The organism is Ensifer adhaerens, from assembly GCF_013283195.1.
GTDB classification, from domain to species: Bacteria; Pseudomonadota; Alphaproteobacteria; order Rhizobiales; family Rhizobiaceae; genus Ensifer; species Ensifer adhaerens_G.
The window spans coordinates 1,974,111-1,996,846 of the sequence record NZ_JABEKT010000001.1 but is presented as its reverse complement, the minus strand read 5'-3'; the positions used below and the strand labels follow the sequence as shown (position 1 = coordinate 1,996,846).

The following is a 22,736-nucleotide window of genomic DNA, read 5'->3' as shown; positions in this document are numbered from 1 at the left end:
TGCGATGATCTCGAAAATTCTCATTGCCAATCGCGGCGAAATCGCCCTTCGCGTGCTGCGCGCCTGTAAGGAGCTCGGCATCGCGACGGTGGCCGTCCACTCCACGGCCGACAGCGACGCCATGCACGTGCGCCTCGCCGACGAAAGCGTCTGCATCGGTCCTCCGCCGTCGCGCGATAGCTATCTGAACATTCACCAGATCGTCGCGGCTTGCGAAATCACCGGCGCTGATGCCGTGCACCCGGGCTACGGCTTCCTGTCGGAAAACGCCAAGTTCGCCGAAATCCTCGAAGCGCACGACATCACCTTCATTGGACCCACCGCGGAACATATCCGCATCATGGGCGACAAGATCACCGCCAAGAAGACGGCGCAGGAGCTTGGCATCCCCGTGGTTCCAGGCTCCGACGGCGAAGTGCGCCCGGAAAATGCGCTCGAAGTGGCGCGCAAGATCGGCTTCCCGGTCCTGATCAAGGCAACCGCCGGCGGCGGCGGCCGCGGCATGAAGGTCGCAAAGACCGAAGCCGAACTCGAAGAAGCCGTTTCGACCGCTCGTTCCGAAGCGCTTGCCGCCTTCGGCAATGACGCCGTTTACATGGAAAAGTATCTCGGCAAGCCGCGCCACATCGAAATCCAGATCGTCGGCGACGGCGAAGGCAATGCGATCCATCTCGGCGAGCGCGACTGCTCGTTGCAGCGGCGCCACCAGAAGGTCTGGGAAGAGGCGAACTCCCCGGCCCTCAACGTCGAACAGCGCATGAAGATCGGCGAAGTCTGCGCCGATGCCATGCGCAAGCTGAAGTATCGCGGCGCCGGCACGATCGAGTTCCTCTACGAGAACGGTGAGTTCTATTTCATCGAAATGAACACCCGTCTGCAGGTGGAACACCCGATCACTGAGGCGATCACCGGCATCGACCTGGTGCACGAGCAGATCCGTGTCGCATCGGGCGGCGGACTGTCGGTCAAGCAGGAAGACATCGTGTTTTCCGGTCACGCGATCGAGTGCCGCATCAACGCTGAGGATCCGCGCACCTTCGTCCCCTCTCCGGGCACGATCACGCATTTCCACGCACCGGGCGGCCTCGGCGTTCGCGTCGATTCGGGCGCCTATCAGGGCTACCGGATCCCGCCCTACTACGACAGCCTGATCGGCAAGCTCATCGTCCATGGCCGCACGCGCGTCGAATGCATGATGCGCCTTCGTCGCGTACTCGACGAATTCGTCATCGACGGTATCAAGACGACGCTGCCGCTGTTCCAGGACCTGATCAACAATCAGGACATCGCGAACGGCGATTACGACATCCATTGGCTGGAGCATCATCTGGCCACGACGTCCGAATAGGACTGTGCATTGAAAGGGACGCGCAGCAAGCAACCCGACGTAACACCGGACATGCTGCTGCGCGCCTATTCTATAGGCCTGTTTCCGATGGCCGATTCGGCAGACGACCCGGAACTCTTCTGGGTCGAGCCGGAAATCCGCGGCGTCATCCCGCTTGATGGCTTTCACGTCTCGCGCAGCCTCGCAAAGACAATCCGCAAGAGCCACTTCGACATCCGCTTCAACACCGCCTTCGAGGCCGTCATGGAAGGCTGTGCCGCGCCGGCACCCGATCGGCCGACGACCTGGATCAACAACAAGATCCGCGCCCTCTACGCCACGCTTCACGCCATGGGCTACGCGCACAGCATCGAGGCATGGGAGGATGGGGTGCTCGTCGGCGGGCTCTACGGCGTTACGCTCGGTTCGGCATTCTTCGGCGAAAGCATGTTCTCTAGACGCACTAACGCCTCCAAGATCTGCCTTGTGCAACTGGTGGAACGCCTGCGCGCAAAAGGCTTTGAGCTGCTCGACACCCAGTTCACCACGGAGCATCTGAAATCGTTCGGCGCAATCGACGTGCCGAAGGCCGAGTATGAAATCATGCTCGCCGATGCGATGAACTCGCCCGATCTAACGTTTTGAGCTCATCATCTACCTGAGCCTCTAATGCGAACGCCGCTTTTCGCCCGCCTCAACCCTTCTCAATCGCGTTGCATTGATACGTCACGTGGAGTGAAGTCCGCTCACAAAATGAGTCGTGCAAACGCTCTATCGCTTTGTTTTGACGGATTTCTTTGCGGATGCCATCTCGCTGAACTTGCAAGATGCTGCGCATGGCTGGTCTCGGTACCACCCGATGCCAACGTAAGCGACGTGATACCGGCAGGAGTGCTTACCCGCCCCCTTTTTACACGCTCACTCAAGCGCACCGGATAATGGCGTCGGCACAGAAAAATTGAGAGATAACGCGGCCGCGTTAAGGGGCGCTCGGCAGGCAAGATTATTTCTTGGACGCCGTATCCGGCGGCGGCAGGTCCGACGTCGCCTTGCAGGACTGCAGCCAGACGTCGTAGACGGGGTGCTCGACGGCATTGAGACCGGGGCTGTCGGCAAACATCCAGCCGGTAAAGATCCGCCTGATCTTGCGGTCGAGGGTGATTTCGTCGACCTCAACGAAAGTCGTGATCTTCTGCGCTTCGGTGTCGTCCCTGTTGTAGCAGACGCGTGGCGTTACCTGCAGGGCGCCGAACTGGACGGTCTCACCGATATAGACATCGAAGGTGGTGATACGACCGGTGATCTTGTCGATGCCGGAAAACACGGCGACGGGATTGTTAATCCGCGCGGCCTCGGCTGTACCGGTCGAGGCTACCATCGGCAGCGCGGCAAGCGCAGCGACACAGAGCCGGCTCGACATCTGGCCGATTGTTTTCCGCAGATAAGAACCCGCCATTCCCGCCTGTCTCCCGCGCGCCTTGCATTCACCGTTGATGGATATCAGGCGCTAAACATGAAATGTGGCCGCCCCGTGGTCACAGGACCATTTGGCGAAGCGGCGCACGCTTGTCCGACGTCAAGCGTCTCAGGAACCCGGCGTCCAGGCATCGTAGTCGCCCGTTACGCGCGGACGTGCACCGGTCCCGGCGATCGAACCCTGCGGCCTGTAGGCGTTGGCAGTGCCGGTCGGGTTGGGGCGGTGCGGCTTCTGCCACTCGCGGGCGACGTACTTCTCGTCAGCCGGCGAAACGTCGGTGCGGTGATGCATCCAGCCGTGCCAGCCAGCCGGAATAGCCGAGGCTTCAGCATAGCCGTTGTAGATCACCCAGCGGCGCGTGCGGCCTTCGGAGTCCTTGCCGCCCTGGTAATACACGTTGCCGAGCTCGTCTTCGCCGACGCGCTGGCCGTTACGCCAGGTATGAAAGCGCGTTCCGATCGTCTGTTGGTTCCACCAGGTGAAAATCTGCAGCAGGAGCTTCATGGATGCCGTCCTCAACCGACCGTTGGGAAGGCGGCCGGATACCAAAACTATGTCCCCGCTTATGCCCCGCCACTCCAGCCTTGTCCAGTGTTTCCGAGGCAGGCTCGGTCATTTCAACGGCATGTGAAAGCCGAAATGGCTGCGCACGAAACCGAGACGCTCATAGAAGCGGTGCGCGGCCGTGCGCGTCGCATTCGAGGCGAGTTGCACCTTTGCGGCCCCCGCCTCACGCGCCCGCTCGATCGCGTGGCGCATCATGCGTTCGCCGATGCCGCGGCCACGCATATCTTCGCGGGTCTGCACGGCCTCGATCAACAGCCTTGGCTTCCCGCGCCCCGAAAGCGATCTCAGCAGTGTTGTCTGAAACGTGCCGACGACATCATCACCGAGGCAGGCGACGTAAAGGGTTTGAAGCGACGAGGTGTCGATACGCGCAAAGGCGGCAAGATAGTCAGCGAAAGCCTCGGGCTCGGTCGTATCTCCATGCCCGCCAACCTCGTCGGCAGCAAAGAGCGCGATGATATCAGGAAGATCGGCCAGTTCGGCCCTGCGGATATCGAAGCCTATTGTCGCGTCCATGTGGTCTCCCCGGGGCCTGGAAATCAGCGCCAAGCGTCAATCATCACAAGGATACGGTCTCGTGACAGCCAACGCCGTACGCAATCTTTTCCACAACCCATGACAAAACGCCGCTCTTAAGCGCCTGCATCGGGAGCAAGCAAGCGTCAGGAGAGCGGTTTCTCGAGAATGAGCGCCGGAAGTCCCGACTGCTCGTCGCCGCAGTTGCTGACTTGACCGACTTCGCTGAAGCCGTGAGCCCGATAGAATGCAAGGGCATGAAGGTTCTGGGGCTCGACTTCGACTCGCATGCGTTCGGCATCCGGGAAGCAGGTTTCGAGTTCGGCGAAAATATCGCGTCCGATACCCTGACCCTGGAGTTTCGGCAGAACGTAAAGCTGATGGAGCATCACGGTCTTCTTCAACGTATCGGACATGGATGCATACCCCATGCCGCCGATATTGCGGCCGTCGTCGGCCACGAGGAATTCCGCGTCCTTGCGCTCCAGCCGGGCCTTCAGCGCCGGCAGCGCATGCCAGCGCCCTGTCAGTTCGTTGACCTTCTCGACGCCATAGAATGTGTCATAGGTCGCGTGCCACGTCTCGACGAGCAGCGCGCGAACCTTCTCCAGATCGCGCTCGCTCGCCGTTCGGACGAAGAACACCGCTTATTCCTCGATGCCGAGCTTGGCCTTGACCAGAGCCTGAACGGCCTGCGGATTGGCCTTACCGCCGGTCGACTTCATCACCTGGCCGACGAACCAGCCGGCCAGCGACGGTTTTGCCTGCACCTTGGCGACCTGATCCGGGTTGGCGGCGATGATCTCGTCAACCGCCTTCTCGATGGCGCCGGTGTCCGTCACCTGCTTCATGCCGCGTGCTTCGACGATCTCGGCGGGATTTCCACCTTCGTTCCAGACGATCTCGAAGAGATCCTTGGCAATCTTGCCGGAGATCGTCTCGGCCTTGATGAGATCGATGATGCCGCCCAACTGGGCCGGGGAAACCGGAGTCTCTTCAATGGCTTTGCCGGCTTTGTTCAAGGCGCCGAGCAGGTCGTTGATGACCCAGTTTGCGGCGATCTTGCCATCACGGCCTTCGGCGACCGCCTCGAAATAGTCGGCAATCGACTTTTCCGACACCAGCACCGAAGCATCGTAGACCGACAGGCCCATGGCGCTGACAAAGCGTTCCTTCTTGTCGTCGGGCAATTCCGGCAGATCGGCCTTCAGCGCGTCGACGAAAGCCTGATCGAATTCGAGCGGCAGCAGATCCGGATCCGGGAAGTAGCGATAGTCATGCGCATCTTCCTTCGAGCGCATCGAGCGCGTCTCACCCTTGTTCGGGTCGAACAAACGGGTTTCCTGATCGATGGAGCCGCCGTCCTCCAGAATGCCGATCTGGCGGCGTGCTTCGTACTCGATCGCCTGGCCGATGAAGCGGATGGAGTTGACGTTCTTGATTTCGCAACGCGTGCCGAAGCCCTCGCCCGGGCGGCGGACCGAGACGTTGACGTCGGCGCGCATCGAGCCTTCATCCATGTTGCCATCGCAGGTGCCAAGGTAGCGCACGATCGAGCGCAGCTTGGTCATGTAGGCCTTGGCCTCGTCGGACGAGCGCATATCGGGCTTGGAGACGATTTCCATCAGCGCCACGCCGGAACGGTTGAGGTCGACATAGGACATCGACGGGTGCTGGTCGTGCATCGACTTGCCGGCATCCTGCTCGAGGTGCAGGCGCTCGATGCCGATCTCGACGTCTTCGAACTGGCCCTGGCGATCCGGCCCGACGGAAATGATGATCTGGCCCTCGCCGACGATCGGATCCTTGAACTGCGAGATCTGATAGCCCTGCGGCAGGTCGGGGTAGAAGTAGTTCTTGCGGTCGAAGATCGAACGGTTGTTGATCACGGCCTTGAGGCCGAGACCGGTGCGCACCGCCTGCTTGACGCATTCTTCGTTGATGACGGGCAGCATGCCGGGCATGGCCGCATCGACCAGCGACACGTTGGCGTTCGCCGGCTTGCCGAATTCGGTCGAAGCACCCGAAAAGAGCTTCGAATTGGAAAGCACTTGGGCATGGACCTCCATGCCGATGATGACTTCCCAGTCACCGGTGGCGCCGGGGATGAAGCGTTTGGAATCGGGGGTGCGGACGTCGACAATGCTCATATCATGCTCTTCTTTGAAGCCTGAATTCTTGGTTTCTCGGTAGAGCAATTGCCGCAACGGTGCAAGTTGTTAGGGGCGATCAGCCGCCAAGTGATGGCGTGGCACACGCTTTAACCGACGCTTAGCGCCCTGTATGGCAAAAGGCGAATATGCTGCTCACCGCTACCAGCCTCCTGTGTTTCCTTGTCGCGATCAACATCACGAGCTTCTGCCAGTTCTGGTACGACAAGCACGCAGCGCGATCAGGCTGGCGCCGGATCCGCGAGCGAACGTTGCTGCAATCGGCATTTTTCGGCGGCAGCATAGGCGCCATGGTCGGTCGACATGTCTTCAGACACAAGACACGCAAGGAGCCGTTTCGAACACATCTCATCCTGATCGTCCTTTTTCAGATGATTGTGTCGGCCGCCTGCGCAATCTTTGCGAGCGGAACTCTTGACGCCCTCGCCGGTCTCTTTTAGGAAGCGTTCGTTCGAATGGAGTTTTGATGTTCTCATCGTCTGAGTCCCGGTAAGGGCCCCTGCCCGCTTTCTCTTAAAGATTGCGCGCACGGGCCGGAAACGTAGCCCCGCTTTTCCCAAGATTTGCGGAACGTTTTTGTGCGTTCTTACGAACGCTATTCCGGAACATTCAGACATGGATATCTCACGCGCTGAGCAGCGCATTCTCCATCATTTGGCCCAGGGCGGCCGCATTGAAATCACCCGCGACGACAAGACGATCATCGAGATCAGATGCTTCACGCGCGACGGATGGGTCTATCCGGGCTTCGACCTCGAACTCTTCCGCAAGCTGAAGCGCAAGAAGGCGATCTCGTCGTCAGCAGGCAGACCCTATCGCATCACCGAGCGAGGCTTGCGCCTCGTCCGGTCGGAACTCAACAATCGGTAGCCGGACAGACCGGCGAAGATAACCGGCAGGCGCTGCGCGTCATTGTTGGCGCGCGGCGTCGAAGCGAGCGGCGGTCGCACCGGACGCGGACGTGCCATCGGCGAAGGCGCGGATACGATCGCGCCCCTCCGCCTTGGCGATATAGAGGGCCCTGTCGGCCTGCGACAGCAGACCCTCAATTTCAGGGCCGGTCGGCAGCCGTTCGGCAATGCCGATGCTGGCTGTCACAGACAGCGTCTCGCCATTCTCAAGGTCGACTTTGAGTGCGCGGATGGCGGCCAAGATCCGCTCGGCGACGCGGTTGGCATTCGCTGGCGTCTGCCGGACAAGAAGGATCGCGAACTCTTCCCCGCCGAGCCTGCCAAAGAGGTCGTCGGAGCGCAGCGCCATGCGGACTGTCAGCGCCACGGCCTGCAACACGCGATCGCCTGCCGCATGACCATGAGTATCGTTGATCACCTTGAAGCGATCGATATCCAGCATCATGGCGAAGATCGGTGTTTTCCGACTTTCGGCCTCGATCAACGCCGACGCACGCACCATGAAGGCGGCACGGGCAAGGCATTGCGTCAGGAAATCATAGTCGACCGCGTGGGACAGCCGGGCGATCAAGGTTCGGCGCGCGGCATCGATGCTTGCCACCGTCAGCGGCCCAAGCGCCAGAAGCGTGATACCAAGACGGGACGAGAGGAGTGTGGCCTCGGCGAGACGGTCGACCCCAAGATGCAACACGCCCGACGCTACGGCAACCTGCGCCAGCATGCAGGCGATTGCCATCAGCACTGTGACGGCAAAGAGACGGTAGGTCAAAGCGCACCAAAGCAACGACGGCACCGGAAATGCGATCGCTCCCGGACCGCCGATCAGCAGCGCCGCGGCACAGGACGCCGCCAGAGAAACGACCGGCCAAGGTTTGACGCCCGTCGCAGACACAACCCGATCTCTGTCGGCGAATGGCGGCATGGCCAAAAACACCGGCAGGATGACGACGTAGTTGACCAGCTCGGTCGTTAGCCAGGCGACAAGGGCGCGTGAAATCGGCTCGCCGAAGTAGTGCGCGACCGCGAGTGCGCCGACAATCGACGCGCTGGCGCCGGCGATTGCCGAGATCGAAAACATGTAGAGCACGGCAAGGGGGCGACGCAGGTGACGATGTTCGGTGGAAAGGCGCATGAAGAGGATGTAGCCGACACCGACACCGATCAGATTGGCAGCATTGAGGGCGACGGCGGCGCCAAGGCTCGAGCCCGTCAGCAGGTCGGCCATGAGGTAGGCCAGCGCTGCGCATATCCACGCGGTTGGTGTGCTCAACGAGGGATGACGCACCAGCAACCCGAGCAGGATGGCATTGGCCGGCCATACGGAAGCGAGCATGCCGAAAGGCCGGCTGAAAATACCGAGCAGGCAGGCGGCAAAGACCACCAAGCCGAGGCCGGCGATCCATAGCGGACGAACGGATGATCGATAAAACGCCGATTGCTCTACGGTATTCTCGAAGATCTGCAACGAACGGTCCCTGCGTCGCCACGTAGTTTCAATACCCCTAATATTTCATGGGTCGAATGAATGCGAGGTGAATATTCGGTCGGGGGCCAAATCTCGCAGAAAACATCATGTCTTCTCGGCTCAGCGGCCGTAGAGGTCGGGATCGGTGGCCGCCAGCGGCTTGCTCAAGCCAATGAATTCGACATCCCGGTCCAGCTTCGGCGCATAGGCGGTCGATAGCCAACTGACGCCATAGCCGTGCTTGCGGAAGAAGCTGATGGCTGCAGTGTTCTGGGCATGTGTCCTGGTTTGCGCGGCTTCGAAGCCGTCGCTTGCGATGCGACGTTCGAGATCTGCGAGCAGATGACCGCCATGCCCCCGCCGCTGGGCTTCGGGCTCGATCCAAAGGTCGGAAATGCTCTCGTCGAAGTTTTCCCGGGCTGCCCAGCCACGCGGCCTGCCCTCAACCTCGACCAGTGAAACGGCAAGCCAGTGAGTGGAAAGAAAGTCTGCGAAGGCGTTCTCCGCCAGGCGCCGCATCCGGCCCACATCCGCAAGACCTGTGATCGCGCCCTCCCAGGCGCGCAGGCCGATGGCGATCAGAGCGCCGACCTCATCCTGGCGGGCATGACGGATTAAAGGCACGATGCGGCTCCTGCGCGCCACCACGGCGCATTGCGCAGTAGATCACGGCGCTTGCGACCTCGCCAGTCGCCGCGATTGCGGCGCAGCACACACGGTGCTGCGCCTTCAACGCATTACCACCACTTGGTCGGCGTGAAACGGCCGGCTGCCTGTTCAATAACATGCGCCGTCTTGAACAGGGTCTCTTCCTCGAACGGCTTGCCGATCAGTTGCAGGCCGAGCGGCAGGCCCTTGTGATCAACGCCGCCCGGAACGGCGATACCCGGCAGACCGGCCATGTTGACCGTCACCGTGAAGATGTCGTTGAGGTACATCTTGACCGGATCGGATGCGAGATCCTCGTCGGCAATGCCGAACGCGGACGACGGAGTGGCCGGCGTCAGAATCGCGTCGACACCCGCATGGAAAGCCAGTTCGAAGTCACGCTTGATCAGCGTGCGAACCTTCTGGGCGCGCAGGTAGTAGGCGTCGTAGTAGCCGGCGGACAGCACGTAGGTGCCGATCATGATGCGGCGCTTGACCTCCTGGCCGAAGCCGGCGGCCCGGGTCTTTTCGTACATGTCGACGATATCCTTGCCGTCGACGCGCAGGCCGTAGCGAACGCCGTCGTAGCGGGCAAGGTTCGAAGACGCTTCGGCCGGAGCGACGATATAGTAGGCCGGCAAGGCATATTTGGTGTGCGGCAGGGTGATGTCGACGATCTCGGCACCGGCGTCCTTCAGCCAGGCGATGCCCTGCTGCCAAAGGGCTTCGATCTCTTCCGGCATGCCCTCGACGCGGTACTCGCGGGGAATGCCGATCTTCATACCCTTGATCGACTGGCCGATCGAGGCTTCGTAGTTCGGCACCGGCAGATCGACGGAAGTGGTGTCCTTGGCGTCGACGCTTGCCATCGACTTCAGAAGGATTGCCGCGTCTCGCACGTCACGGGCAATCGGGCCGGCCTGATCCAGCGACGACGCGAAGGCGACGACGCCCCAGCGCGAGCAGCGGCCATAGGTCGGCTTAATACCGACGGTGCCGGTGAAGGCCGCCGGCTGACGGATGGAGCCGCCGGTATCGGTTGCCGTCGCACCGGCGCACAGATGCGCAGCCACGGCCGCCGCAGAACCACCGGACGAGCCGCCAGGGACCAGGTCGAGGTTCGAGCCCTTGGCGCGCCAGGGGTTCTTCACGGCACCGTAATAGGAGGTCTCGTTGGAAGAGCCCATGGCGAACTCGTCCATGTTGAGCTTGCCGAGCATGACCGCGCCATCGTTCCAGAGGTTCTGGGTCACGGTCGATTCGTAACGCGGGGCGAAGCCATCGAGAATGTGGCTGCAGGCTTGGGTGTGCACGCCTTCGGTACCGAAGAGATCCTTGATCCCCAGCGGAATGCCTTCGAGTGCGCCCGCCTTGCCGGCGGCGATGCGCGCGTCCGAAGCCTTGGCCATTTCGCGCGCCTTGTCGGGCGTGACGGCAATATAGGCATTGATCGCTTCGTTGGCGCTATCGATCGCCGCGATATAGGCGTCGGTCAGTTCAACGGCGGTGATTTCCTTGCCGGCAAGCTTGGTGCGGGCTTCGGCAATCGTCAGGCTGGTGAGTTCGGTCATGGTGAAATCGGGCTTTCGCAAATCGGGTACGTCGGGGCGGCAGGCGGTCGGATTACTCGACGACCTTCGGGACGAGGAAGAAGTTGCGATCGGTATTGGGAGCATTGGCGACGATGTCGTCGGCCTTGCTGCCGTCGGACACGACGTCCAGTCGCTTCTTCATCTCCATCGGCGTCACCGACGTCATGGGCTCGACGCCATCGACATTCACTTCCGAGAGCTGCTCGACGAAACCAAGGATGCCGTTGATTTCGCCCACCATCCGCGTGGCTTCATCTTCACTGACGGCGATGCGGGCGAGGCGCGCGACGCGCTTCACGGTGGCAAGGTCTACGGACATGGTCGTCTCCGGTCTCTGGAACTTTCCCCCGCTATAATGGTGCGCGGCGAGGCGCGCAACGGGGGAATCGCCCGATCGCGCGCCTGCCGCAGTGCCGACGGGCTTTGCAGTCAGACGGTCACGATGCCGCCAACGACTGGTGTCGCGACTTTGGTCGAGGCGCTGTCCATGCCGACGACAAAGTTTTCCGGCGTCTGGTCGATGATCGGGAAGGATCCGTAATGGCAGGGAATGGCGGTCGAGAACTTGAAATAGCGCTGGCACGCGAGTGCTGCGACAGCACCGCCCATGGTGAAACGGTCACCGATCGGAACAAGCCCGATCTGGGGCTCGTGCAATTCTTCGATCAGCGCCATGTCGGAGAAAATGTCGGTGTCACCCATGTGATAGAGCGTCGGCTCGTCCTCGAAATGCAGGACGAGGCCGTTGGCGTTGCCGAGCGAATGCGAAACGCCGTCTTCGGTAATCTGCGCCGAGGAATGCAGCGCATTGACGAACGTGGCGGAAAAGCCTGGGAGATGGATGGTACCGCCGGTGTTCCCGGGCTCCATCGCCGAAATACCCTGGCGACCGAGCCACATGCAGAGATCGAAGTTGGCAACGACCACCGCTCCCGTTTCCTTGGCAATCGCGACGGTGTCACCGACATGGTCGCCATGACCGTGCGTCAGGAGAATATGGGTGAGCCCCGCCGTTACCTCCTTGCGTTCACTGTCGAGGAACGCCGGATTGCCGGTGAAGAAGGGATCGATCAGGATCTTCGACGTTGCCGTTTCGATGTGAAAGGCGGAATGGCCGAGCCATTTGATCTTCATGACATTCTCCCAGATGATTTGCGTGTTGATCCAGCTATATGGAACGAAACGAACCCCTGCAAAGATCGAATCGGCAAACCAAATGACAATTCTGACCATCGAAGAGCTTGCGAGCCAGCTGCAGCCCAATCAGGCCATCGCCGGCCTCGATCTCGGTACCAAGACGATCGGCATCTCGGTGTCGGACCTTGGCCGCCGGATCGCGACGCCGCGCGAGGTGATCAAGAGGGTCAAGTTCGGCATCGATGCGGTGACGCTTCTCTCGGTTGCGGAGAAAGAAAGGGTCGCAGCCTTCGTCATCGGCCTGCCCGTCAACATGGACGGCAGCGAAGGACCGCGGTGTCAGGCGACCCGCGCCTTCGTTCGAAACATGGTGGAGAAAACGCCCCTGCCCTTCGTCTATTGGGATGAGAGGCTGTCGACAGTTGCGGCCGAGCGGGTGCTGATCGAGATGGACGTGTCACGCAAGAAGCGGGCCGAGCGCATAGACTCGGCGGCCGCATCCTTCATTCTTCAGGGTGCACTCGACAGGCTGGCGTCCCTTGCCAGGGACGGCGCCTCGGGCGACTGAGCGGCACCGAAGCGGCGGCGGTACCAGGCGACAAGCTCACGGCGCTTGCGGTAGGCGATGATGCCGAAAACGATGAAGCTGTCGACAATGATGGCGCGCGCAACGAGCGGCGGAATGCTTTCCGGCGGAATGCCAAGCACGTTACCGTAGACCTGGAAGACCAGGTCATGGGTCTGGCGCGTCAGCATGAAGAAACCGAAGCTCATGTCGTAGTAGGAAAGGCCGTACCAGCCGGCCAAAAGCATGACGGGGCATGCCCACAGGATCAGAAACCACTTCATGCGGCCCCCCTTTCCGATAGGCGCCGATGCAACAGTGGATAGAGTGCGCGATCTGCCAATACCAAGATAAGCAGAACCACCGCAGGGACCACGATATCGAGCGCCAGTCCGGCGAAAAACATCATCATGATGATCAAAAGACCAGTTCTCACCGAACCGCTCCATTCCGGATTTCATTGCGTTACCCAACCACTGTCCACGCTCGCCGTCGATCGCGCAATGTAAACCATTTGTTAAGGTTAATTTTCACAGGCCCAGCCCGACTGCGGTCGGAATGGCTTCTCAAGACTTGAAACTCACGGCGTGATTTCGTCTTAAATCGATTCCGGTCTCAGACATTATGCAGTAACGGTGGGCCCTCTTCCCGCGCAGGCCCGTCCATGATCATCGTCTTTGAAAGTATCCTTCCCATCTTCCTTCTAGTGCTGCTCGGCGCGTGGCTGAAACGCACGACGCTGGTCGATCAGAATCTGTGGCTCGGCCTCGAGCAGTTCGGCTACTACATCCTCTTCCCCGCCCTGTTGTTTTCGACGCTGGCGCAGGCCGATTTTTCCGGCATGAAGGCGGACGCCACGGCGATTGCCACGATCGGCAGCGTCAGCCTGATGTCGGTCTTCGTGCTTTTACTCTGGCCGCTGTTTCGCAACAGAGAGGTTTCGGGCGCCTCCTTCACCTCGGTCTTCCAGACGGCAACCCGCTGGAACGGCTTCATGGCATTGGCAATCGCCCAAAAGCTGTATGGGCCGATCGGGCTGACACTGACGGCGCTGGTGATGACGCTCGTGATCATCCCGATCAATCTCTACAACGTCGGCGTGCTGGTTTGGTTCGGCGGCGGCAACCGGGATTTCCGGCGTTTCTTTGCCAAGATCGTCACCAATCCGTTAATCGTCGCATCGGTATTCGGGATCGTGTTCAACCTGGTCGGCATCAAGGTCTATGGGCCGGTGATGACGACCATCGACATGCTGGCGAGCGCCTCGCTCAGCCTCGGGCTGGTGATGGTCGGCGCCGGATTGCGCGTATCCGATGCTCTAAAGCCGAGCAGGTCGGCGTTGCTCGCCGTCGTCCTGAAGCTGATTGTCATGCCGGTCTTCATGGTTGGCGCCAGCTTCCTGCTCGGCATCCGCGGCGACGCGCTGTGCGTCATCGCGCTCGGCGCGGCGGTGCCCACGGCAATGAACGGTTATCTGCTCGCAAAGCAGATGGGCGGCGATGCCGAGCTCTATGCGGCGGTGGCGACGGTCCAGACCGTCGTCTCCTTCTTCACGATACCACTGGTTCTGTCCGTGACGGCTTACGTCGCGGCCGGGTAAAGCAGGTCGAGGATGTAGGCCGAATCGAAGCGCGAATCGAGCATCCCGTAGGTCGACCGCCAACCGGCAGCGAGACGCGATTCGAGGAAGGCATCGGCGATGCGACCGGCGCCCAACCGATAGAGTTCGGCGGCAGCGGCAGCCAGAGCCAGTTGCTCGACCAGCATCCGGGCGGCCCCTTCGTCACGCTCGCAGAGCGACATCGCCGCACGCAGCACGTCGATGGTCTTGCGGCCGGCAGGCCCGAGGTCACGGCTCAGCACGGCAAACAGCTGTTCGAACAGGTCCTTGCGCTTGAGCAGCACGCGCAGGACGTCCAGCGCCATGACGTTGCCGGAACCTTCCCAGATCGCATTGACCGGCGCCTCGCGATAGTGCCGCGCCAACGCCCGCTCCTCGACATAGCCGTTGCCTCCGAGGCATTCCATTGCCTCGTAGATCAGAGCCGGGGCAATCTTGCAGCACCAGTATTTCGCAACCGGCGTCATGATGCGGGCATAGGCTGCCTCTTCGGCACTGGCGTGTGCCTTGTCGAAGGCATCCGCCAGACGGAACGACAGGGCACTGGCGGCTGCGACGTCGAGCGCCATGTCGGCGAGAACACGGGTCATCATCGGCTGGCTGACGAGCGGCTTGCCGAACACCTTGCGGCCACGCGTGTGATGGACCGCTTCCGCGAGCGAAGCCCGCATGATGCCGGCAGACGCCAGAGCGCAATCGAGGCGCGTCAGCGTCACCATGTCGAGAATGGTGCGGATGCCGGCATCGGGCGCGCCGAGCACGAAACCGAACGTGTCGGAAAACTCGACTTCGGCGGATGCGTTGGAGCGGTTGCCGAGCTTGTCTTTCAGCCGCTGGAAGCGCAGGCCGTTGGCGGCACCGTCTTCCAGAAGTCGCGGGACGAGGAAGCAGCCGAGGCCGTCGCGGGTCTGTGCCAGCATTACGAACGCGTCGCTCATCGGCGCCGACATGAACCACTTGTGGCCGTTGAGGCGGTAGATGCCCTCGCCCACGCGCTCGGCGGTCGAGGTGTTGGCGCGCACGTCGGTTCCGCCCTGCTTTTCCGTCATGCCCATGCCGACAGTCACGGCAGACTTCTGCATCCACGGCTTGTTCGACGAATCGTATTTGCGCGACAGGATTTTGGGCGCCCACTCCTTCTGGACTGCGGGCGATGCGGTGATCGCGGCAAGCGAAGCGCTCGTCATCGTCAGCGGGCAGAGATGGCCGCATTCCAGCTGCGCCGTCAGGTAGAAGCGGATCGCCCTGGTCTTGTGCGATTGGTTGCGCTCGTCGGGCAGGTTTTCCCAGGCTGATGCGTGCAGGCCCGAGGTCATGGATCGCCGCATCAGGGCATGCCAGGCCGGATGGAACTCGACGACGTCGAGGCGCTCGCCGCGGGGCCCGTGCGTCTTCAACTTCGGCGCGCCTTCATTGGCCATGCGCGCCAGTTCCTGCGCCTCGGGCGAAGTCACGTAGCGCCCGAGCGTATCGAACTCGTCGCGAAGCGCTTTCGTCATGCCCGAGGTGATGTCCACGACCAGCGGATCGGAACGATAGGCATTGATGCCGGACCAGGGCTTGGGCTGGTTCAGCTCGGCGAGTTTCTGTTCGGTCCGGTTCATCTGATTCATGGGCCGGTTCTAGCGCAAGTTTGCCGACCACGAAACGGGGCCGGGGAAAGATAGGATGCCGCACCCAAGTTTTCTGCGGACGGGCCTGCGCACCGCTTGCCGTGCCGGGGGTCACGTCTTATAGAGCGAGCCACATTCCAGAGCGCAAGGGCGGCCCATGACCACTTTCCCGCATCGCCACCTGCTCGGCATCAAAGGTCTTACGGAGCAGGACATCACCCACCTGCTCGATCGTGCCGATGAAGCCGTCAAGATCTCCCGTCAGCGAGAGAAGAAGACGTCAACCCTTCGCGGGCTGACGCAGATCAATCTCTTCTTCGAAGCGTCGACGAGAACGCAATCCTCCTTCGAACTCGCCGGCAAGCGGCTAGGCGCCGACGTCATGAACATGTCGGTCGGCAACTCCTCTGTGAAGAAGGGCGAAACGCTCATCGATACGGCGATGACGCTGAATGCCATGCACCCCGACGTGTTGGTCGTGCGCCACTCGTCTGCGGGTGCCGCTGCCCTTCTGGCGCAGAAGGTGTCCTGCTCGGTGGTCAATGCCGGCGACGGCCAGCACGAACACCCGACCCAGGCGCTGCTCGATGCACTGACGATCCGCCGCATCAAGGGCAAACTCTCGCGCATCATCGTGGCGATCTGCGGCGACGTGCTGCATTCGCGCGTCGCCCGTTCCAACATTCTTCTTCTCAACCAGATGGGCGCACGGGTGCGCGTCGTTGCACCGGCGACCCTGCTGCCGTCGGGCATCGCCGACATGGGCGTCGAGGTCTACCACTCGATGGCCGAAGGGCTGAAGGATGCGGATGTGGTGATGATGCTGCGCCTGCAGCGCGAGCGCATGGCGGGCTCCTTCGTGCCTTCGGTGCGCGAATATTTCCACTACTACGGCCTCGATGCCGAAAAGCTGAAAGCCGCCAAGGACGACGCGCTGGTCATGCATCCAGGCCCGATGAACCGCGGCGTCGAGATCGCCTCCGAGATTGCCGACGGGCCACAGAGCGTGATCGAGCAGCAGGTCGAAATGGGCGTCGCCGTGCGCATGGCGGTGATGGAAACACTTCTTCTTTCGCAGAACCAGGGGCCGCGCGTATGACCAGACCGCTCGTTCTTAGAAACCTCCGCATCGTCGATCCGTCCCGCAACCTCGACGAAACAGGCACGATCATCGTCGGCGACGACGGCAGGATCCTCGCCGCAGGCAAGGATGCACACAACCAGGGCACACCGGATGGCGCGTTCGTCAAGGACTGCGATGGACTGACGGCTGTCCCCGGCCTCGTCGACGCGCGCGTCTTCGTCGGCGAACCGGGTGCCGAGCACCGCGAAACGATCGAATCTGCATCGCGCGCCGCAACCGTCGGCGGTGTCACCTCGTTCATTTCGATGCCGGACACCGATCCCGTCATCGACGATATCGCGCTGGTCGAATTCATGCAGAAGACGGCGCGCGATAAGGCGCTCGTCAATGTCTATCCGGCGGCGGCCATGACCAAGGGTCTTGCCGGCGAAGAGATGACCGAGTTCGGACTGCTGCGCGAAGCGGGTGCAGTCTGCTTTACAAACGGCCGCCGGGCGATCCACGACACGTTGATGCTGCGCCGTGCGATGACCTATGCCCGCGAATTCGGCGCTGTCATCGCGCTTGAAACGCGCGACAAGTATCTCGGCAACGGCGTGATGAACGAGGGGCTGCTTGCAAGCTGGCTCGGTCTTGCCGGTGTGCCGCGCGAGGCGGAAATCATCCCGCTCGAGCGCGACCTACGGATCGCCAGCCTGACCAAGGCGGCCTACCACGCCGCCAAGATCTCGGTTCCCGAATCGGCCGACGCCGTTCTCACCGCCCGCAACCGCGGCGCCAACGTCACCTGCGGCATCTCGATCAACCATCTGACGCTCAACGAGAACGACATCGGCGAGTACCGGACGTTCTTCAAGCTCTCGCCGCCCCTGCGCCGCGAGGACGATCGCGTCGCAATGGTGGACGCCCTTGCCAACGGCACCATCGACATTATCGTTTCCTCGCACGATCCGCAGGATGTCGACACCAAGCGCCTGCCGTTCTCGGATGCCGAAAACGGCGCGATCGGCCTTGAGACGATGCTGGCTGCAGCACTGCGCCTGCACCACAGCGGCCAGGTGCCGCTGATGCGGCTCATCGATGCGATGTCGACGCGCCCTGCGGCGATCTTCGGGCTGGATGCCGGCACGCTGAAGCGGGGCGCCAAGGCCGACATCACCGTCATCGATCTCGAAGAGCCGTGGGTCCTCTACAAGGAAGCGATCGTTTCGCGATCGAAGAATACGCCATTCGAAAATGCGCGCTTTACCGGCCGGGTTGTGCAAACCTATGTTGCCGGCAAGCTTGTGCATTCGGCATAAGCGACAGCGGTCGCGCGGGAGGTTTTCGGTGGATCTTTTTTCCTGGCAGCTCGGGCTGCTTTCAACAGCCCTTAGCCTCGCCTTCGGCTACCTGCTCGGTTCTATCCCGTTCGGGCTTATCCTGACGCGCATGGCCGGTCTTGGAGACGTTCGCAAGATCGGCTCCGGCAATATCGGCGCCACCAACGTTCTGCGCACTGGCAACAAGAAACTTGCCGCCGCAACCCTGCTGCTTGACGCCTTGAAGGGCACGGCCGCCGCCGCGATCGCGTCGCTTTGGGGGATCGAAGCGGGCATCGCCGCCGGCCTTGCCGCGTTCCTCGGTCACCTCTACCCGGTCTGGCTCGGCTTCAAGGGCGGCAAGGGTGTCGCCACCTATATCGGCGTTCTGCTCGGCCTCGTGCCGTGGATGGTTCTCGTCTTCGCGGCGATCTGGCTGGCGATGGCGAAAATCAGCCGTTACTCGTCGCTCTCGGCACTGGTTGCAACCGCAGTCATTCCGGTTGTACTCTATCTGACAGGACACGAGAAAGTCGCTCTGCTGTTTGCGGTCATGACCCTGATCACCTGGGTCAAGCATCGCGCCAACATCAAGCGGCTGCTTGCAGGCACCGAGAGCCGGATCGGAGACAAGGGATAATGTTGGAGGTCAGTGCACGACGAACCGGAGTTGCACTGACCGAACGACAGAAGATCTCCTGGCTGCGTCTCATCCGCAGCGACAATGTCGGCCCTGTCACGTTCCGCGACCTCATCAACCATTTCGGCACCGCCGAGGCGGCACTTGATGCCCTGCCCGAACTCTCCCGGCGCGGAGCTGGTACGCGGACGTTCCGTGTCGCAACAACAGCCGAAGCAGAGCGCGAACTCGAAATCGCCCACCGCCTCGGCGCAACCTTCATCGGCATCGGCGAGCCGAACTACCCCTTTGCCCTCCGCCAGATCGATGGCGCCCCTCCTCTTCTCGCCGTCAAAGGCAACCTCAACGCCGCTTTCCGCCCGTCCCTCGGCGTCGTCGGCTCGCGCAACGCCTCGGCCAGCGGCGCCAAGTTTGCAGCGATGATTGCGCGCGATGCCGGACGCGCCGGTTACGTGATCACGTCTGGACTTGCGCGCGGCATCGACACCGCCGCCCATCGCGCGAGCCTTGCGAGTGGAACGATCGCCGTGCTTGCCGGAGGCATCGACCGGCCGTATCCGCGGGAGAATATCGGACTGCTCAACGACATCATGGCCGGCCAGGGCCTGGCAGTCAGCGAGATGCCGTTCGGATGGGAGCCCCGCGCTCGTGATTTCCCGAGACGCAATCGCCTGATCGCCGGCATCAGTCTCGGCGTGGCGATCATTGAGGCGGCCAACCGCTCGGGCTCGCTGATCACGGCGCGCTATGCCGCCGACTTCGGCCGCCTCGTATTTGCCGTTCCCGGCTCTCCGCTCGATCCACGCTGCCACGGCACCAACGACCTTCTCAAACAAGGTGCGATCGTCACGACCACATCGGATGATGTTCTCGACGGCCTTGCACCTCTCAGCCAGCACACCTTGCCTTTTCCCACGGGAGCCGGAGAGCCTGCGCAGGAGATGCCTTCAATACAGTCGGCGCGGCTCGCTAACGGCGACCGCGCAACGATCACTGATGCTCTCGGCCCGACACCAGTTGAAATCGACGACGTCATCCGCCACACCGGACTGCCCGCGGCCGAAGTCTACCTGGCGCTGATCGAGCTTGATCTTGCCGGGCGTCTCAACCGTCATGCGTCGGGGCTCGTGTCGCTCAACGTCGAGCAATAAAACTTCATGTGCGCGCACGATCATGTCGGCAACCGATGCCACGAAAGCACATTCGCAGATACGAAGAAAACACGAGTAACTCAACCAAAGAGAGACAAAATTATATATTCTCTCTGTGGATGCATATCGCCGCGCAGCCGCTATTTTGAATGAAACCTCTTGACCGCGCTCGAATCCCTGTCCATTTCGGGGCATCGATATTCGGCGACGCTCGGTGCAAACAGCGCTGACGCAGGACCAAACCCGGTTGTCTCAGAAAAATGACTATGAATGTTGTAGTGGTGGAATCGCCTTCGAAGGCAAAGACGATCAACAAGTACCTCGGCCCCGGCTACAAGGTTCTTGCATCGTTCGGCCATGTGCGGGACCTGCCTGCCAAGGATGGCTCGGTCCGTCCTGACGAAGATTTTGAGATGTCCTGGGAGGTTGACGCCGCGTCAGCCAAGCGCATGAAGGATATTGCCGATGCCGTGAAGGAATCGGACGGCCTCATTCTTGCGACCGACCCGGATCGCGAAGGGGAAGCAATTTCCTGGCACGTGCTCGATCTGCTGCGCAAGAAGAAGGTGCTGGGCGACAAGCCGGTCAAACGCGTGGCGTTCAACGCCATTACCAAGAAGGCCGTGCTCGACGCCATCGCCCATCCACGCGAACTCGACATCCCGTTGGTCGACGCCTATCTGGCACGACGCGCTCTCGACTATCTCGTCGGCTTCAACCTGTCGCCGGTGCTGTGGCGCAAGCTGCCCGGTGCCCGCTCTGCCGGCCGCGTCCAGTCGGTCACGCTGCGGCTGGTTTGCGATCGCGAGGCAGAGATCGAGCGGTTCGTTACGGAAGAATACTGGAACCTTTCAGCCCTTTTGAAGACGCCGCGCGGCGACGAATTCGAGGCACGGCTCGTTTCGGCGGACGGAAAGCGTCTGGCACCGCGCGCGGTCGGCAACGGCGAAGAAGCCAACCGACTGAAGACCCTGCTCGACGGTGCGACCTATGTCGTCGACAGCATCGAGGCAAAGCCGGTCAAGCGAAACCCCTCGCCGCCGTTCACCACATCGACCCTGCAGCAGGCCGCCTCGTCGAAGCTCGGCTTCTCGGCATCGCGCACCATGCAGGTGGCGCAGAAGCTCTATGAAGGCGTTGATATCGGCGGCGAAACCGTCGGTCTCATTACCTATATGCGTACCGACGGCGTTCAGATGGCGCCGGAATCGATCGAGGCCGCCCGCGAGGCGATCGGCAGCCAGTTCGGCAACCGCTACCTGCCGGAAAAGCCGCGCATCTATTCCACCAAGGCGAAAAACGCCCAGGAAGCCCACGAAGCCATTCGTCCGACCGACTTCAACCGGACGCCGGATCAGGTCCGCCGCTTCCTCGACGGCGACATGCTGAAGCTCTACGACCTCGTCTGGAAGCGCGGCATCGCCAGCCAGATGGCGTCTGCCGAGATCGAACGCACGACCGCCGAGATCACTGCCGACAACGCCGGCAACAAGGCCGGCCTGCGTGCAACCGGCTCGGTCATTCGCTTCGACGGCTTCATTGCCGCCTATACCGACGCCAAGGAAGACGGCGAACAGACCGACGACGGCGACGAAGACGGCCGCTTGCCGGAGATCAACGCCCGCGAAAGCCTGGCCAAGCAGAAGATCAACGCTTCGCAGCATTTCACCGAGCCGCCGCCGCGCTACTCGGAAGCAACGCTGATCAAGAAGATGGAAGAGCTCGGCATCGGCCGTCCTTCCACCTATGCCGCAACGGTCACCACCCTGCTCGATCGCGACTACATCACCAACGACAAGCGCAAGCTCGTGCCGCAAGCCAAGGGTCGGCTCGTCACCGCGTTTCTGGAAAGCTTCTTCACACGCTATGTCGGCTACGACTTCACCGCGTCGCTCGAAGAAAAGCTCGACCAGGTCTCGGCCGGCGAAGTCAACTGGAAGGACGTTCTTCGCGACTTCTGGAAGGACTTCTTCGCCCAGATCGAGGAAACCAAGGAACTGCGCGTTACCAACGTGCTCGACGCGCTGAACGAGGAACTGGCACCGCTTGTTTTCCCGAAGCGCGAAGACGGCAGCGACCCGCGCATCTGCCAGGTTTGCGGCACCGGCAAGCTGTCGCTGAAGCTCGGCAAGTACGGCGCCTTCGTCGGCTGCTCGAACTATCCAGAGTGCAACTTCACCCGCCAGCTTTCCTCCGACGGCAACAGCGACGCCGAGGCTTCGGTCTCGAACGAACCGCAGGCGCTGGGCAAGGATCCGCACACCGGCGAGGAAATCACGCTGCGCAGCGGCCGCTTCGGCCCCTATGTCCAGCGCGGCGACGGCAAGGAAGCCAAGCGCTCGAGCCTGCCCAAGGGCTGGACGCCGTCCACGATCGACCACGAGAAGGCCGTCGCCCTGCTTTCGCTTCCGCGCGATATCGGCCCGCACCCGGAAACCGGCAAGATGATCTCGTCCGGTCTTGGCCGCTACGGACCCTTCGTGCTGCATGACGGCACCTATGCGAACGTCGAATCGATCGAAGATGTGTTCTCGATCGGTCTCAACCGCGCCGTCTCCGTCATTGCCGACAAGCAATCCAAGGCCGGCGCCGGTCGCGGACGTGCCGCGGCTGTGGCACTGAAGGAACTGGGCGAGCACGCAGAAGGCGGCGCGATCACGGTGCGTGACGGACGCTACGGCCCCTATGTCAACTGGGGCAAGGTCAATGCGACCCTACCGCAGGGCAAGGACCCGCAGTCGGTGACGGTGGAAGAGGCGCTGGCGCTCATTGCCGAGCGTGCCGCCAAGAGCGGCACCGGCAAGGGCAAGACGACGAAGGCAAAAGCCAAGACAACGGCGACGAAGTCTTCGAAGGCTGCTGCTGACGGTGCGGCCAAGAAGACGACCAAGGCCAAGGCGCCCGCCAAAGCAAAACCAAAGACGGCCGCGAAGGCCAAGAAGGACTGATC

23 protein-coding genes are annotated in these 22,736 nt (G+C 61.8%); 11 read left to right on the top strand and 12 right to left on the bottom strand.

Annotated elements, in window-relative coordinates; translation table 11 throughout:
* The first annotated feature begins 4 nt into the window (after positions 1–4).
* Both accC and aat read left to right on the top strand, forming a co-directional pair.
* Positions 5–1,348, top strand: coding sequence for an acetyl-CoA carboxylase biotin carboxylase subunit (accC, locus tag LPJGGPFB_RS09425; RefSeq protein ID WP_173419719.1), 1,344 nt, complete (start codon positions 5–7; stop codon positions 1,346–1,348).
* Positions 1,349–1,357: 9 nt separating this feature from the next.
* Entirely contained in the window at positions 1,358–1,972 is a 615-nt protein-coding gene (gene aat / locus LPJGGPFB_RS09420; RefSeq protein ID WP_173419718.1) for a leucyl/phenylalanyl-tRNA--protein transferase, read from the top strand.
* 358 nt (positions 1,973–2,330) lie between these two features.
* Here aat and LPJGGPFB_RS09415 read toward each other — a convergent pair whose 3' ends face one another.
* The 5 genes from LPJGGPFB_RS09415 to gatB form a co-directional block, all read right to left on the bottom strand.
* Positions 2,331–2,783, bottom strand: a complete 453-nt coding sequence (locus tag LPJGGPFB_RS09415; RefSeq protein WP_173419717.1) for a DUF2155 domain-containing protein — start codon at positions 2,781–2,783, stop codon at positions 2,331–2,333.
* Positions 2,784–2,912: 129 nt separating this feature from the next.
* Positions 2,913–3,308: an NADH:ubiquinone oxidoreductase subunit NDUFA12 gene (locus LPJGGPFB_RS09410; protein ID WP_025426633.1), complete on the bottom strand. Its 396-nt coding sequence runs from the start codon at positions 3,306–3,308 to the stop codon at positions 2,913–2,915.
* Positions 3,309–3,416: 108 nt separating this feature from the next.
* Complete coding sequence (locus LPJGGPFB_RS09405; protein ID WP_173419716.1) at positions 3,417–3,887, bottom strand: GNAT family N-acetyltransferase; 471 nt, start codon at positions 3,885–3,887, stop codon at positions 3,417–3,419.
* A 146-nt stretch (positions 3,888–4,033) separates the two neighbouring features.
* The gene (locus LPJGGPFB_RS09400) at positions 4,034–4,531 is read right to left on the bottom strand and encodes a GNAT family N-acetyltransferase (protein WP_173419715.1); all 498 of its coding nucleotides are present in this window, start codon (positions 4,529–4,531) and stop codon (positions 4,034–4,036) included.
* A 3-nt stretch (positions 4,532–4,534) separates the two neighbouring features.
* Positions 4,535–6,037 (bottom strand): Asp-tRNA(Asn)/Glu-tRNA(Gln) amidotransferase subunit GatB, encoded by a 1,503-nt coding sequence (gene gatB, locus LPJGGPFB_RS09395; protein ID WP_173419714.1) that lies wholly within the window; start codon positions 6,035–6,037, stop codon positions 4,535–4,537.
* 149 nt (positions 6,038–6,186) lie between these two features.
* Here gatB and LPJGGPFB_RS09390 point away from each other — a divergent pair, with 149 nt between their 5' ends.
* Both LPJGGPFB_RS09390 and LPJGGPFB_RS09385 read left to right on the top strand, forming a co-directional pair.
* A complete protein-coding gene (locus LPJGGPFB_RS09390; protein WP_173419713.1) occupies positions 6,187–6,498 on the top strand; it encodes a DUF1294 domain-containing protein in 312 nt (103 codons plus the stop codon).
* 175 nt (positions 6,499–6,673) lie between these two features.
* Positions 6,674–6,928, top strand: coding sequence for a YjhX family toxin (locus LPJGGPFB_RS09385; protein WP_173419712.1), 255 nt, complete (start codon positions 6,674–6,676; stop codon positions 6,926–6,928).
* A 39-nt stretch (positions 6,929–6,967) separates the two neighbouring features.
* On the opposite strand, the gene LPJGGPFB_RS09380 is transcribed toward LPJGGPFB_RS09385, so the two are convergent.
* From LPJGGPFB_RS09380 to LPJGGPFB_RS09360, 5 genes are all read right to left on the bottom strand, one after another.
* Entirely contained in the window at positions 6,968–8,434 is a 1,467-nt protein-coding gene (locus tag LPJGGPFB_RS09380) for a GGDEF domain-containing protein (protein ID WP_173419711.1), read from the bottom strand.
* A 120-nt stretch (positions 8,435–8,554) separates the two neighbouring features.
* Positions 8,555–9,058, bottom strand: coding sequence for a GNAT family N-acetyltransferase (locus tag LPJGGPFB_RS09375; RefSeq protein WP_173419710.1), 504 nt, complete (start codon positions 9,056–9,058; stop codon positions 8,555–8,557).
* Between the two features lie 113 nt (positions 9,059–9,171).
* The gene (gatA, locus tag LPJGGPFB_RS09370; protein WP_173419709.1) at positions 9,172–10,653 is read right to left on the bottom strand and encodes an Asp-tRNA(Asn)/Glu-tRNA(Gln) amidotransferase subunit GatA; all 1,482 of its coding nucleotides are present in this window, start codon (positions 10,651–10,653) and stop codon (positions 9,172–9,174) included.
* Positions 10,654–10,705: 52 nt separating this feature from the next.
* Positions 10,706–10,993 carry an Asp-tRNA(Asn)/Glu-tRNA(Gln) amidotransferase subunit GatC gene (gatC, locus tag LPJGGPFB_RS09365; RefSeq protein ID WP_053247080.1) on the bottom strand — a complete coding sequence of 96 codons (288 nt, stop codon included), beginning with the start codon at positions 10,991–10,993 and terminating at the stop codon, positions 10,706–10,708.
* Between the two features lie 110 nt (positions 10,994–11,103).
* Positions 11,104–11,808: a metal-dependent hydrolase gene (locus LPJGGPFB_RS09360; protein WP_173419708.1), complete on the bottom strand. Its 705-nt coding sequence runs from the start codon at positions 11,806–11,808 to the stop codon at positions 11,104–11,106.
* An 82-nt stretch (positions 11,809–11,890) separates the two neighbouring features.
* On the opposite strand from LPJGGPFB_RS09360, the gene ruvX reads away from it, so the two are divergent.
* A complete protein-coding gene (gene ruvX, locus LPJGGPFB_RS09355) occupies positions 11,891–12,379 on the top strand; it encodes a Holliday junction resolvase RuvX (RefSeq protein ID WP_173419707.1) in 489 nt (162 codons plus the stop codon).
* Here ruvX and LPJGGPFB_RS09350 read toward each other — a convergent pair.
* Positions 12,322–12,660, bottom strand: a complete 339-nt coding sequence (locus LPJGGPFB_RS09350) for a DUF6105 family protein (protein WP_173419706.1) — start codon at positions 12,658–12,660, stop codon at positions 12,322–12,324. The genes ruvX and LPJGGPFB_RS09350 overlap by 58 nt on opposite strands.
* A 380-nt stretch (positions 12,661–13,040) precedes the next feature.
* Between LPJGGPFB_RS09350 and LPJGGPFB_RS09345 the strand changes: the two genes are divergently transcribed.
* Complete coding sequence (locus tag LPJGGPFB_RS09345; RefSeq protein WP_173419705.1) at positions 13,041–13,976, top strand: AEC family transporter; 936 nt, start codon at positions 13,041–13,043, stop codon at positions 13,974–13,976.
* Here LPJGGPFB_RS09345 and LPJGGPFB_RS09340 read toward each other — a convergent pair.
* Positions 13,958–15,610 carry an acyl-CoA dehydrogenase family protein gene (locus LPJGGPFB_RS09340; RefSeq protein WP_173419704.1) on the bottom strand — a complete coding sequence of 551 codons (1,653 nt, stop codon included), beginning with the start codon at positions 15,608–15,610 and terminating at the stop codon, positions 13,958–13,960. The genes LPJGGPFB_RS09345 and LPJGGPFB_RS09340 overlap by 19 nt on opposite strands.
* A gap of 157 nt (positions 15,611–15,767) precedes the next feature.
* On the opposite strand from LPJGGPFB_RS09340, the gene LPJGGPFB_RS09335 reads away from it, so the two are divergent.
* The 5 genes from LPJGGPFB_RS09335 to topA all read left to right on the top strand — a co-directional run bounded on the left by LPJGGPFB_RS09335 (position 15,768) and on the right by topA (position 22,734).
* Entirely contained in the window at positions 15,768–16,709 is a 942-nt protein-coding gene (locus LPJGGPFB_RS09335; protein ID WP_173419703.1) for an aspartate carbamoyltransferase catalytic subunit, read from the top strand.
* A complete protein-coding gene (locus LPJGGPFB_RS09330; RefSeq protein ID WP_173419702.1) occupies positions 16,706–17,995 on the top strand; it encodes a dihydroorotase in 1,290 nt (429 codons plus the stop codon). Before LPJGGPFB_RS09335 ends, LPJGGPFB_RS09330 begins: the two co-directional genes overlap by 4 nt.
* Positions 17,996–18,023: 28 nt before the next feature.
* Positions 18,024–18,635, top strand: a complete 612-nt coding sequence (gene plsY, locus LPJGGPFB_RS09325) for a glycerol-3-phosphate 1-O-acyltransferase PlsY (RefSeq protein WP_173419701.1) — start codon at positions 18,024–18,026, stop codon at positions 18,633–18,635.
* Positions 18,635–19,786 (top strand): DNA-processing protein DprA, encoded by a 1,152-nt coding sequence (gene dprA / locus LPJGGPFB_RS09320; RefSeq protein ID WP_173419700.1) that lies wholly within the window; start codon positions 18,635–18,637, stop codon positions 19,784–19,786. The genes plsY and dprA overlap by 1 nt, the downstream gene beginning before the upstream one ends.
* A gap of 266 nt (positions 19,787–20,052) precedes the next feature.
* Complete coding sequence (gene topA / locus LPJGGPFB_RS09315) at positions 20,053–22,734, top strand: type I DNA topoisomerase (RefSeq protein WP_173419699.1); 2,682 nt, start codon at positions 20,053–20,055, stop codon at positions 22,732–22,734.
* The last annotated feature ends 2 nt before the right edge of the window (positions 22,735–22,736 follow it).

What these genes read in the sequence shown, in the direction of transcription:
- accC (WP_173419719.1), top strand. Translation starts at nt 5, where the DNA reads ATGATCTCGAAAATTCTCATTGCCAATCGCGGCGAAATCGCCCTTCGC.
- LPJGGPFB_RS09415 (WP_173419717.1), bottom strand. Translation starts at nt 2,783, where the DNA reads ATGGCGGGTTCTTATCTGCGGAAAACAATCGGCCAGATGTCGAGCCGG.
- LPJGGPFB_RS09410 (WP_025426633.1), bottom strand. Translation starts at nt 3,308, where the DNA reads ATGAAGCTCCTGCTGCAGATTTTCACCTGGTGGAACCAACAGACGATC.
- LPJGGPFB_RS09405 (WP_173419716.1), bottom strand. Translation starts at nt 3,887, where the DNA reads ATGGACGCGACAATAGGCTTCGATATCCGCAGGGCCGAACTGGCCGAT.
- gatB (WP_173419714.1), bottom strand. Translation starts at nt 6,037, where the DNA reads ATGAGCATTGTCGACGTCCGCACCCCCGATTCCAAACGCTTCATCCCC.
- LPJGGPFB_RS09390 (WP_173419713.1), top strand. Translation starts at nt 6,187, where the DNA reads ATGCTGCTCACCGCTACCAGCCTCCTGTGTTTCCTTGTCGCGATCAAC.
- LPJGGPFB_RS09385 (WP_173419712.1), top strand. Translation starts at nt 6,674, where the DNA reads ATGGATATCTCACGCGCTGAGCAGCGCATTCTCCATCATTTGGCCCAG.
- gatA (WP_173419709.1), bottom strand. Translation starts at nt 10,653, where the DNA reads ATGACCGAACTCACCAGCCTGACGATTGCCGAAGCCCGCACCAAGCTT.
- gatC (WP_053247080.1), bottom strand. Translation starts at nt 10,993, where the DNA reads ATGTCCGTAGACCTTGCCACCGTGAAGCGCGTCGCGCGCCTCGCCCGC.
- LPJGGPFB_RS09360 (WP_173419708.1), bottom strand. Translation starts at nt 11,808, where the DNA reads ATGAAGATCAAATGGCTCGGCCATTCCGCCTTTCACATCGAAACGGCA.
- ruvX (WP_173419707.1), top strand. Translation starts at nt 11,891, where the DNA reads ATGACAATTCTGACCATCGAAGAGCTTGCGAGCCAGCTGCAGCCCAAT.
- LPJGGPFB_RS09350 (WP_173419706.1), bottom strand. Translation starts at nt 12,660, where the DNA reads ATGAAGTGGTTTCTGATCCTGTGGGCATGCCCCGTCATGCTTTTGGCC.
- LPJGGPFB_RS09345 (WP_173419705.1), top strand. Translation starts at nt 13,041, where the DNA reads ATGATCATCGTCTTTGAAAGTATCCTTCCCATCTTCCTTCTAGTGCTG.
- LPJGGPFB_RS09340 (WP_173419704.1), bottom strand. Translation starts at nt 15,610, where the DNA reads ATGAATCAGATGAACCGGACCGAACAGAAACTCGCCGAGCTGAACCAG.
- LPJGGPFB_RS09335 (WP_173419703.1), top strand. Translation starts at nt 15,768, where the DNA reads ATGACCACTTTCCCGCATCGCCACCTGCTCGGCATCAAAGGTCTTACG.
- LPJGGPFB_RS09330 (WP_173419702.1), top strand. Translation starts at nt 16,706, where the DNA reads ATGACCAGACCGCTCGTTCTTAGAAACCTCCGCATCGTCGATCCGTCC.
- dprA (WP_173419700.1), top strand. Translation starts at nt 18,635, where the DNA reads ATGTTGGAGGTCAGTGCACGACGAACCGGAGTTGCACTGACCGAACGA.
- topA (WP_173419699.1), top strand. Translation starts at nt 20,053, where the DNA reads ATGAATGTTGTAGTGGTGGAATCGCCTTCGAAGGCAAAGACGATCAAC.